Annotated in this window: 12 protein-coding genes; 7 read left to right on the top strand and 5 right to left on the bottom strand. The window is 64.2% G+C overall.

The genetic code is table 11. From position 1 onward, the window contains the following. The first annotated feature begins 42 nt into the window (after positions 1 to 42). Complete coding sequence (gene crtL, locus CB0205_RS0113080; RefSeq protein ID WP_010317916.1) at positions 43 to 1290, top strand: lycopene beta cyclase; 1248 nt, start codon at positions 43 to 45, stop codon at positions 1288 to 1290. On the opposite strand, the gene arsS is transcribed toward crtL, so the two are convergent. Continuing rightward, positions 1280 to 2305, bottom strand: coding sequence for an arsenosugar biosynthesis radical SAM (seleno)protein ArsS (arsS, locus tag CB0205_RS0113075; protein ID WP_010317915.1), 1026 nt, complete (start codon positions 2303 to 2305; stop codon positions 1280 to 1282). The two genes, crtL and arsS, sit on opposite strands and share 11 nt — an antisense overlap. Beyond that, positions 2302 to 3888 carry a glycoside hydrolase family 57 protein gene (locus CB0205_RS0113070; RefSeq protein WP_029626400.1) on the bottom strand — a complete coding sequence of 529 codons (1587 nt, stop codon included), beginning with the start codon at positions 3886 to 3888 and terminating at the stop codon, positions 2302 to 2304. The genes arsS and CB0205_RS0113070 overlap by 4 nt, the downstream gene beginning before the upstream one ends. Positions 3889 to 3954: 66 nt before the next feature. Between CB0205_RS0113070 and CB0205_RS0113065 the strand changes: the two genes are divergently transcribed. The 3 genes from CB0205_RS0113065 to CB0205_RS0113055 all read left to right on the top strand — a co-directional run bounded on the left by CB0205_RS0113065 (position 3955) and on the right by CB0205_RS0113055 (position 7023). Further along, a complete protein-coding gene (locus CB0205_RS0113065) occupies positions 3955 to 4461 on the top strand; it encodes an NYN domain-containing protein (RefSeq protein ID WP_010317913.1) in 507 nt (168 codons plus the stop codon). A 73-nt stretch (positions 4462 to 4534) separates the two neighbouring features. Next, positions 4535 to 6175, top strand: a complete 1641-nt coding sequence (locus CB0205_RS0113060; RefSeq protein WP_010317912.1) for a 2-isopropylmalate synthase — start codon at positions 4535 to 4537, stop codon at positions 6173 to 6175. Continuing rightward, positions 6175 to 7023, top strand: coding sequence for a carbohydrate ABC transporter permease (locus CB0205_RS0113055; RefSeq protein WP_010317911.1), 849 nt, complete (start codon positions 6175 to 6177; stop codon positions 7021 to 7023). Before CB0205_RS0113060 ends, CB0205_RS0113055 begins: the two co-directional genes overlap by 1 nt. On the opposite strand, the gene CB0205_RS0113050 is transcribed toward CB0205_RS0113055, so the two are convergent. Then, positions 7024 to 8184: an aminotransferase class I/II-fold pyridoxal phosphate-dependent enzyme gene (locus tag CB0205_RS0113050; RefSeq protein WP_010317910.1), complete on the bottom strand. Its 1161-nt coding sequence runs from the start codon at positions 8182 to 8184 to the stop codon at positions 7024 to 7026. Then, on the bottom strand, positions 8184 to 8546 hold the full coding sequence (locus CB0205_RS0113045; protein WP_010317909.1) for a hypothetical protein: 363 nt from the start codon (positions 8544 to 8546) through the stop codon (positions 8184 to 8186). Before CB0205_RS0113045 ends, CB0205_RS0113050 begins: the two co-directional genes overlap by 1 nt. Here CB0205_RS0113045 and CB0205_RS16665 point away from each other — a divergent pair. Both CB0205_RS16665 and CB0205_RS0113035 read left to right on the top strand, forming a co-directional pair. Further along, a complete protein-coding gene (locus tag CB0205_RS16665) occupies positions 8545 to 8883 on the top strand; it encodes a Nif11-like leader peptide family RiPP precursor (RefSeq protein WP_363155321.1) in 339 nt (112 codons plus the stop codon). The two genes, CB0205_RS0113045 and CB0205_RS16665, sit on opposite strands and share 2 nt — an antisense overlap. A 12-nt stretch (positions 8884 to 8895) precedes the next feature. Then, positions 8896 to 9372 carry a DUF427 domain-containing protein gene (locus CB0205_RS0113035; protein ID WP_029626398.1) on the top strand — a complete coding sequence of 159 codons (477 nt, stop codon included), beginning with the start codon at positions 8896 to 8898 and terminating at the stop codon, positions 9370 to 9372. Here CB0205_RS0113035 and CB0205_RS0113030 read toward each other — a convergent pair. Then, the gene (locus CB0205_RS0113030; RefSeq protein WP_010317906.1) at positions 9369 to 9566 is read right to left on the bottom strand and encodes a hypothetical protein; all 198 of its coding nucleotides are present in this window, start codon (positions 9564 to 9566) and stop codon (positions 9369 to 9371) included. The two genes, CB0205_RS0113035 and CB0205_RS0113030, sit on opposite strands and share 4 nt — an antisense overlap. A gap of 138 nt (positions 9567 to 9704) precedes the next feature. On the opposite strand from CB0205_RS0113030, the gene CB0205_RS0113025 reads away from it, so the two are divergent. Then, positions 9705 to 10070, top strand: a complete 366-nt coding sequence (locus CB0205_RS0113025; RefSeq protein WP_010317905.1) for an AbrB family transcriptional regulator — start codon at positions 9705 to 9707, stop codon at positions 10068 to 10070. The last annotated feature ends 57 nt before the right edge of the window (positions 10071 to 10127 follow it).

Below are 10127 nucleotides of genomic sequence, written 5' to 3'. Positions count from 1 at the left end.
GGGGCGATCGTTCGATCGCCCACCGGGTGAATGGCCTGATTCATGGGTGTTGACGTCCTCGTCATCGGCGCTGGCCCTGCGGCCCTCTGCATCGCCGCAGCCCTGGTGGATCGGGGCGTCAGTGTGGCGGGTGTGGCGCCTGCCTCGCCCGAAGCGCCATGGCAGAACACCTACGGCATCTGGGGACCGGAGGTGGATGCTTTGGGGATGACCCATCTGTTGGGACACCGCTGGAGCCACACCACGAGTTACTTCGGTGCAGCGCTCGGGACCGAGGCCTTTGCCCATGGCATCGACTACGGCCTCTTCGACAAGGCTGCGCTGCAGCGCCACTGGCTGACCCCCTGCCAAGCCGCTGGTGTGCCCTGGACCTGCGCTGCAGTCACCGGGATTGAGCACCACAGCCTGGGTTCGGTAGTGACGACGGATCAAGGGGATCGCCTCGAAGCGCGCCTGGTGATTGATTGCAGCGGTCATCACAGCCCTTTCCTCAAGCGCCCGGATGAAGGTCCGGTGGCGGGGCAGGCGGCCTACGGAATTGTGGGGCGCTTCTCCAAGCCCCCGGTGGAGCCCGGCCAATTTGTCCTGATGGATTACCGCTGCGATCACCTCAGTGAGGCGGAGCGTCGCTGCGGAGCTCCAACGTTTTTGTATGCGATGGACTTCGGCGAGGGGCGCTTTTTCGTGGAGGAAACCTCCTTGGCCCTGGCCCCTGCCGTTCCCTACGGGGTTCTCAAGGATCGTCTACTCAAGCGGTTGGCCCATCGTGGTGTTGAGCTGCTCGCCATGGAGGAGGAGGAGTTCTGCCTCTTCCCGATGAACATGCCCCTCCCAGATTTGGAGCAGCAGCTGCTGGCCTTCGGGGGCGCCGCCACCTTGGTCCATCCCGCCTCTGGTTACATGGTGGGCTCCTTGCTGCGGCGGGCACCGCTGCTGGCAGAGGCCATCGCCGTTGGCCTTGCCGATGGCAACCGTTCTGCGCCGTCCCTCGCGCGTGACGCCTGGCAGGCGCTCTGGCCGCTCGAGTTGCAGCGCAAGCACGCCCTCTATCGCTTTGGCCTGGAGAAGCTGATGCGTTACCCCGAAGACCAGCTCAGGCAGTTTTTTGCCACGTTCTTCGCCCTGCCCAAGGGCCAGTGGTACGGCTTCTTGACCAATACCCTCACCCTTCCCGCCCTGATTGGCGCAATGCTGCGGCTGTTCGCCGTTGCCCCCTGGACTGTCCGTTGGGGCTTGATGCAGCAGCAGGGGCGTGAGTTGCCCTTGATGCTGCGTCTGCTCAAGCCGTAGCGCCTGCGCAGGAGCTCCCTTGGCCTGCGGTGCAGCCAAAGCAGTGGTTGCCCCAACAGATCGGCTGTGCCTTCCACTGCTCGAGATCGATGGAGCGAATGTCGGCTCCTCCGCTCAGCGGTAGGTCCAGCATCTGGTTGAAGTCGCAGTCGTAGATCGACCCGTCGGCGGCCACTGAAAGCGTGTCGCGGCACATCAGACCAGCGAGGGCGCTGGGATTGAAGGCGCCCTGCAGCAGCTTCAAATAACAGTTGACGTGACCATCGGCCTGCAGTTGCTGCAGGAAGCGGGCGATCGGCATGTTGTTCAGGCCGATCAGACGATCGAATTGGACTCCGGCTTTCTCCTGTAACTCCCGTTTCCAGCGCAGCTCGTCGCAGGCGGTGAGCTGTTGCAGTTGGGTGCCGCACGGATTGCTCATCAAGGTCAACTGACGCTCGCTTTGCCCCTGGCCGTAGCCGTTGGCATTGAGACGTCTCAGGGCTTCAATCGAGGCCTCCCAGGTGCCATCGCCCCGTTGCGCATCGGTGCTGGTCTCCTCTGGCTGGGGCAGGCTGGCCACGATCTCCACCTGGTGCTCCGCCAGGAAACCCACCAGATCCGAGAGGGCTGGCAGGAGCAGCACCGTGAGATTGCAGCGGTCGATCACGTGGCAGCCCCGTTGGCGTGCCGCACGAATCAAATCGCGAAAGCGCGGGTGCAGTTCCGGTGCTCCACCGGTGAGGTCAAGCACCGCAGGGCGGAGTCGCTCGATGGCGGCGATGCAGGCGTCGACCACCGCATCGCCCATCTGGGTGTGGCCTTGATGGGGGCCAGCATCCACATGGCAGTGGGAGCACTGCATGTTGCAGAGCTTGCCGAGATTCAGCTGCAGCACCCGCAGCCGGTCGTGCTCCGGCTCGGCAGCGGCCTGGCCCGCCAAGCTCCGCTCAAAGGCCAACTCGGCGGGCAGCGCCGCCGTGAGCAGCTCACGCTGGGCCTGGGGCTCCAGCAGGGACGGACGGGGATCGCTCATGGGGCCGGCAGCCTGGCCCAGTCCGCGGCGTTGATCAGGGGAAAGAGGCCGTCTTCCCGTTGCACCGCTTCCAGCCACCCCTCCGGTGGAGGGGTGTTGGTGTTGATCGCTTCGATCAGGCACCAGAAGCGTTGGAGATGGCGCTCAATCCGCTCCTTGGCCAGTTCCGTCGTGGTGCCGGCCCGCAGGATGAAGCTCCAATCTGAGCTTTGGGCCAGCAACAATTCGCGGCCTGCCTGCTGCAGCCAGTCCCTGGCCTGCTCGCTGCCGACTCCGCGGCTGACCCGATCCACCATCGCCCGCGAGGCCCGGTTCCACTCGGGGATCACCCAGGCATTGCTCTCGTTGAGCCAATAGGTGTGGTAGCCCCCCTGCCCCCAGCTGGACGGGGACGGTTGGCAGAGCTGAAGCGCATCGCCTCGGCTGAGGGTCTCCCGCAGGGTCGCCAGACCCACCCCCTGACGCGGCGCCTGCTGGAACAGCTCCGCCAGGAACTGGGGACCTTCAAACCACCAATGGCCAAAGAGCTCCGCATCAAAGGGGGCGACCAGGAGCGGTCGACGTTCCATCGAGCCGCTGAGGTCCTGCAGTTGCTGCGCCCGGCCCGTCAGGAAGTGTTGGGCATCGCGCCGCACGCTGGCGGCGGCCTGCGCCGGGTCGTAGGCCTGCTTGGCCTCGAGGCTGCACTGCCTGCCGGTGACGCGATGGAGCTTGAGCCCAAGGGGGCGCGGGCTGGTGATGCCGTGTTGCTGGAGCTCTTGCTCGGGGAGATCCCAGCCCAGATCGCGGTGGAATTCGCGGTAGCTGGGATCGCCGGGGTAGCCCTCCCGGGCACTCCAGACGGGCAGGGTCGATTCGCTATCCCGGCCGAAAAAGGCCATCCCGCCGGGACTGCAGATCGGTGCATAGACCCCATAGCGGGGCCGCGGCTGTCCATGCAGCAGGCCGTGGGCATCGAGGATCGCGTAGCGCAGCCCGCAGCTGACCAGCAGCCGATCAAGCCCCTCGTAGTAGGCGCACTCCGGAAGCCAGATCCCCAGGGGGCGGACTCCCAGTAGGCGTTCGTGCTCCCGCACGGCCGTCAGTAGCTGCGCCCGCACGGCTTCGGGGCAATCCCGCAGCAGTGGCAGATAGCCGTGGGTGGCACCGCAGGTCAGCAGGTCGAGGACCCCTTGCTGTTGCAGCGCCTGAAAGCGCGGCAGCACATCACCCTTCGCCTGCTTCCAGGCCTGCTTGGCCCGCTGAAGTTGCAGCCCGAGGCCGGCCGCGGCTGCCGCATGGTCCTGGGGTGCCTGGCGCAAGAGCTCTTCGCGGACCTCCAGCCAGGGGATAAAGCGCTGACTGAGGACCTTGTTGTTCAGTAGGGAGAGCAGCGTGGGCGAGAGCCCCATGGTCAGCCGCGGTCGCTGGCTGGGGTCAGCGGCGGCGGCCTCGAGGGTGTCCAGCAGAGGCAGGTAGCACTCGAGAAGTGCCTGGAAATACCAGTCCTCCTCCAGGGATCCCGGTGCGCTGGAGTGCACGTACGGCAGGTGCGCGTGGAGAACAAGCGCTAGATCGCCAGCGTCAGCGGGTCCTGCGGCCAACGCCCCTGCTCAGAGTGAGGTGACTTTAGGTGCAACTTCTAGGCTCGACGGAGTGAAGGGGTGCGGATGCAGCTGGCTCTGGCGGTCGATGGCCACAGCATGTTTTACGTGCAGCAAAAACTCGGCTGGTTTTTCGATCCCCGTCGGCTGCTGGAGTACGCCACGGCGCAATCCGGCGTCGAGCTTGGTTCTGCGTTTTGGTACACGGGCCTGAAGGACGCGACCGATCAGCGTCCCTTCCGTGATGCCCTCACCAGCCTGGGTTTCACGGTTCGCACCAAGCCCCTGAGGGAAGTGGGGCATGACTCCGATCAACGGCAGTTCGCCCGCGCCAATTTGGACGTGGAGATCGCCATTGATCTGATGGCCGTGGCCCATCGCATCGATGAGGTCTGGGTGATGAGCGGGAGCCGTGATCTGGAGCGTCTGCTGGAGGTTCTGCGGATCCGGGGGCTGAAGGTGGTCTTGATGAGCACCGAAGGCATGGTTCCGCGGGAACTGCGCAATGCGGCGGATCGGTTTGTGGATCTCTCCAGCCTCAAGCCGCAGCTCGAGAAGACCGACGGTCACTGAAGCGGCTGAGCCGCATCCAGGCCCACCCGACTAGAGTGGACCTAACTCATAACCATTCCGACTTGTAGCCGCCATGGCCCGCGATCCCGGCCGGGTATTGATCTTCGACACCACCCTGCGTGATGGTGAGCAGTCCCCTGGGGCCAGCCTCAACCTGGAGGAGAAGCTGGCGATCGCTCAGCAGCTCTCCCGGCTTGGCGTCGACATCATCGAGGCGGGCTTCCCTTTCGCCAGCCCTGGTGACTTCAATGCGGTGCAACGCATCGCCCAAACGGTCGGCACCGTCGAGGGTCCGGTGATCTGTGGCTTGGCGCGGGCCGCCAAGGGCGACATCAAGGCCTGCGCGGATGCAGTCGCTCCGGCGGCCCATCGCCGCATTCATACCTTTATTGCCACCAGCGACATCCACCTGGAGCACAAGCTCCGCAAAAGTCGCGCGGAGGTCCTGAGCATCGCCGGCGAGATGGTGGCCTACGCCCGCTCCTTGGTGGATGACGTCGAGTTCTCCTGCGAGGACGCGGGCCGCTCTGATCCGGAGTTCATGTATCAGGTGATCGAAGCTGCGATCGCCGCTGGAGCCACGACGATCAACATCCCCGACACCGTTGGCTACACGACGCCATCGGAGTTCGGTGCGCTGATCGAAGGGATCAACCGCCATGTGCCCAACATCGATCAAGCGGTGATCTCGGTGCACGGCCACAACGACCTCGGTTTGGCCGTGGCCAACTTCCTCGAGGCCGTGAAAAACGGTGCCCGCCAGCTGGAGTGCACGATCAACGGCATTGGTGAGCGGGCCGGCAACGCCTCCCTGGAGGAGTTGGTGATGGCGATGCATGTGCGCCGCAGCTACTTCAACCCTTTCCTGGGCCGCGACGTCAGCAGCAGCGAACCCCTCACCGGCATCCGCACCGAGGAGATCTACAAGACCTCCCGTTTGGTGAGCAACCTCACCGGTATGGCGGTACAGCCCAACAAGGCGATCGTCGGCGCCAATGCCTTCGCCCACGAAAGCGGCATCCACCAGGACGGCGTTCTGAAGAACCGCCTGACCTACGAAATCATCGACGCCCGCACCATCGGTCTGGCTGATAACCGCATCTCCTTGGGCAAGCTCAGCGGCCGCAGTGCGTTCCGCGCCCGCCTGGAGGAGCTCGGTTACAACCTCGAGCGCGAGGACCTCGACGATGCCTTCGCCCGCTTCAAGGAGTTGGCCGACCGCAAGCGGGAGATCTCCGACCGCGATCTCGAGGCCATCGTCAGCGAACAGGTGCAGCAGCAGGACCAGGCGACCTACAGCCTGAAGTTGGTGCAGGTCAGCACGGGCACCAGCCTGCAACCGACGGCCACGGTCACCCTGCTGGATAGCGAGGGTGCAGAGCTGACCGAAGCCGCCATTGGCACCGGCCCGGTGGATGCCGTCTGCCAGGCCCTCAACCAGCTGGCCCAGGTGCCCAATGAGCTTGTGGAGTTCTCGGTGAAGTCGGTCACCGAAGGCATTGACGCCATGGGTGAAGTCACGATTCGCCTGCGGGCGGATGGGGTGCTCTACTCGGGCCATGCCGCCGACACCGACATCGTCGTGGCCTCTGCCCAGGCCTTTGTGAATGCCCTCAATCGCTTGGTGGCGGGCAGTCAGCACTCACCCCTGCACCCCCAGAAAGCACCCTTACCGGTGGGTGAGATGGCTCCTGCCGATCGCCCTCGCCTCTGATGGCTGAGCCCATCAGCGGCCGCCGGCGGTCTGTGTTGCTCCGCGGCCTGCAGTTGATTGCGCTGCTGCTGATTGCGGTGGCGATGCTCGTGCCCCTGCTCTGGCTGGTCAGCACGTCCTTAAAGGGACCGGCCGAAGACATCTTCACCAGCCCCCCGGCGCTCTTCCCGAGCCAACCGAGCCTTGAGGCCTACCTGCGCTTGTTCGAGGACAACCCCATGTGGGGCTACATCCTCAACAGCACCATCGTCAGCGGCTGCGCGGTGTTCGCCAACCTGCTGTTCTGCTCCCTGGCCGCCTACCCCTTGGCGCGGATGCGCTTTGCCGGGCGAGGCCTGGTGCTGGCTTTGGTGGTGGCGACGATCCTGATTCCTTTTCAGGTGGTGATGATCCCGCTCTACCTGCTGATGGTGCAGCTGGGCCTACGCAACACCCTCTGGGCCCTGATCATTCCCCAGGCAGCAACGGCCTTTGGCATTTTTCTGTTGCGGCAAAGCTTCGCTGGCGTGCCAGTGGAACTCGAGGAGGCGGCTCGGATTGATGGCTGCAGTCGCCTGGGTGAGTGGTGGAACGTGATGATCCCTGCGGCCAAGGCGGATTTGATCACCCTGGCGATGTTTGTCTTTATCGGCACCTGGAGTGATTTCCTCTGGCCGCTGGTGATCCTGGATGACCGAAACCTGTACACCCTGCCCCTGGGGCTGCAACAACTGGCCAGCAGTTTTTCCCTCGATTGGCGCCTGGTGGCCGCCGGTGCGGTCGTCTCGATCGTGCCGGTGCTGGTGTTGTTCATTGGGCTCCAGCGCTTCATCCTCCCCAGCGCCACCGGCGATGCGGTGAAGGGCTGATTAGCTCAAGGCCAAGAGCCCGCGCTCGAGTCGCCTTAGGGCTTCGGCGAGGTCGTCTCCGCCGAGCATCCCGTAACTCAGTCGCAGGCAGGCACCCTTCAGCCCAAAGCTGCTGCCGCTGGCTAGGGCCACTTGATGGTCAACGATGAGGCGCTTCATCACCTGGTCTGCGCTGAGGCTGCTGTCCAGTTCAAGCAGGGCGTAAAAGGCGCCTTCCGGTTGGTTCAACAGACGCCAGGGGCGCTTGGGGGTCGCTGGCCCAAGGGCAGCGAGGACCTGCTCCCGCCGCTCCGCCAAGGTCTGGATCTGCTCGCGGCACCACTGGGGTCCCACGGCTAAGGCGGCCCGGGCGGCCCATTGGTTCAACTTGGGCGGCCCGATCAAGGAGGTGTCCTGCACCTTGGTCAGGGCTGGCATCAGCTCCGGCGGCACCACGGCCCAGCCGATGCGGTAGCCCGCCATGCCATGGCTTTTGGAGAGGGATCCCAGGGTGATGGTGTGCCCGCCGCTGCCGGCTGCGGCAGCGGGGCTCCAGGGGCGCTCCGCTCCGTAATGGAACAGGGCGTAGGCCTCATCGCTGATGTGGATCAGGCCGCGGCGGGCGCAGAGCTGATTGATAGCCGCAAGAACCGGCCGCGGAACGATCGCGCCGCTGGGGTTGTTGGGTGAGACGGTCACGATCGCCCGAGTTCGCTCCGTGATGGCCTCCTCCAGCAGAGCGGGATCAGGGATGACCCCCGCCTCAACCGCTCGGGGATGTCCTCCGGCGATGCGGACTGCCATCTCGTGGTTGAAGTAGTAGGGGACGGGGAGGATGACCTCATCCCCTGGATCGCACAGCGCCTGCACCACCGCCTGAAAGGCCATGTTGCTGCCGGCTGTGATCAGGATCTCGCTGGCGCTGCAGTCGATCTGGTGTTGCTGCTCAAGCCAGTGCCGTAGCTCGGCGCGAAGCTCTGGATCCCCGGCCACCGGTCCATAGCGATGCAGGTCGGGATCGTTGCGCAGTGCCGCCGCCATGGCCTGGAGCACCTCCTCCGGTGGCGACCAGGGGGCCACGCCTTGTCCGAGGGAGAGGGTTCCTGGGGTGGCCGCGATCAACTGGGCCATCACGGGGATGACCGGTGTCTGGATCTGATCGAAGCGTTGAGCGGCCGCCATTAAGGCAGCTGCGGAAGGGCAGGCAGGGGGCGCGAAGGCCCGCCTGACTCATAGGGGAAGAGTGAAGAGCGGGACCGCTGAAGATCCCGCAGGGTTTGGACTTGGCTGCTGAGGCTCTGGACTTTTTGCTCGATGCCCTCCAGGGCCTGCAGCCGCTCCACCGTCGAGCGCAGTTGCTCTTCCAGGGCGTTGGTGCGCTCCAGGTCGTTGGCGTTTTCGATGGTCTGCACCTTGTCCTGCAGTTGCTGCAGCCGTTGACCCTGTTCACGGGTCTGTTGCAGCACCACGACAAACAGCACGGCCAGCAGCCCCGTGAGCCCCGCACCGAGCAGGCGCATCCATTGGGGGAGGGGGGTGGACATGCCGATGCACGCGTCTGGGGCAAGTTTGATGCGCGATCGGTCCTTTGACGAGGGCTGGGTTCCGTTAGACCGGTGCTTTCGAAAAAGGGTCGTGTCGCTGCAGCAGTTGGATGCCTTTCTTGCGTACGCCCGCTCGCAGCCGCAGATGGCTGAACGACTGAAGACACCGATGGATCTGGCGGAACTCCTGGGCTGGGCTGCGGAGCTTCAGTTCCAGGTCGAGGAGGCCGACGTGATTGCGGCCATGGTGCGCGAGGACGAGCAGCTCAGCGATGCCGAGCTCCAGCACCGCGCCGGAGAAGAGGCTCGGAAATTGCGCAACTTCATTCCTGGTTGAGGCTGACCCTTGATGGCCCCCACTCCAGAACGGGTTTGTGATTACCCCAGGCCTCCTGCCCTGCAGGCTTCCGCACAGCACATTCAGGTGCGGGCCCTCGGAGCACTGTTGGCGGAGACCCAGAAGAGTTTTCGCGTCTTGGAAACCTTCCATCCGCCCACCTACTACCTGCCGGCGGAGGCGTTTACCGCCGGTGCCTTGGTGCCCGCTGGCGGACGCAGCTTTTGTGAGTGGAAGGGGGTCGGGAGCTACTTCGACATCGTCGTGGGCGATCGCTGCTTGCCCAAGGCGGCCTGGACCTATACCCAACCCACAGCCCCGTTTGCGCCGATCGCAGGGTGGATCGCGCTCTATCCCGCGCTGATGGATGGCTGTTGGATTGATCAGGAGCTGGTGATTCCCCAGCCGGGTGGCTTCTACGGCGGTTGGATCACCTCAGCCGTGGAGGGTCCGTTTAAAGGGGACCCCCGTCATCCCGAATTGATCTAGGCCGAGCAGGCGTGGTCGCCAAGCATGCGGCAGCCGATTTGAATCACGCCCTCATCGAGCAGGCGCCCCAGCTTGAGGGCCATCGCCTCCTCTTGCCGGTCGAACTGGCTTTGCTTTGCCGTGATCCAGGCGATTTCTTCAGCGGTGATGACGCCGGTCGAGACACTCTCGAGGAAAACTTCGCCAACGAACATAGTGAACGCCTGTGTCTGGTTTGACGCTAGGGATGTCGTTTGATGTTGCTTGAGTGTGCAATGTCTCTTCATGCACACCATCCCCCTTGGTGAGTGTGGCTTGGCCCGCTATCTTTCCCGCAACCGAATTTCTATTCAATGCTGACCGGATCTGATCTTCTCGCCAAGTTCAAAGAGTTGGGTGATGTCAGCAAGTCTGATCTTGTTCGCTCCTGCGGGTATGTCAGCAACAAAAAAGATGGTTCAGAGCGTCTGAACTTCACTGCCTTCTATGAGGCTCTGCTGGAGGCCAAAGGTCTCAGCATTGGCGGCGGCGGTGGTGGCACCGGCAAGGGCGGCCGCAAGCTCAGCTATGTGGCCACGGTTCAGGGCAACGGCAACTTGCTGGTGGGTAAGGCCTACACCGCGCTGCTGGGCCTGGAGCCCGGCGATGAGTTTGAGATCAAACTCGGCCGTAAGCAGATCAAGCTGATGCCCGCCGGCGCTGAGGCGGAAGAGGACTGATCACTCTCTACAGGGCTTCGATTCCTGGCTGGACCGCATCTGTGGTCCAGCTTTTTT

Source organism: Synechococcus sp. CB0205, assembly GCF_000179255.1.
Taxonomy (GTDB): domain Bacteria; phylum Cyanobacteriota; class Cyanobacteriia; order PCC-6307; family Cyanobiaceae; genus Vulcanococcus.
The sequence above is the reverse complement of the archived record's forward strand: the minus strand, read 5'-3'. Positions and strand labels throughout refer to the sequence as shown.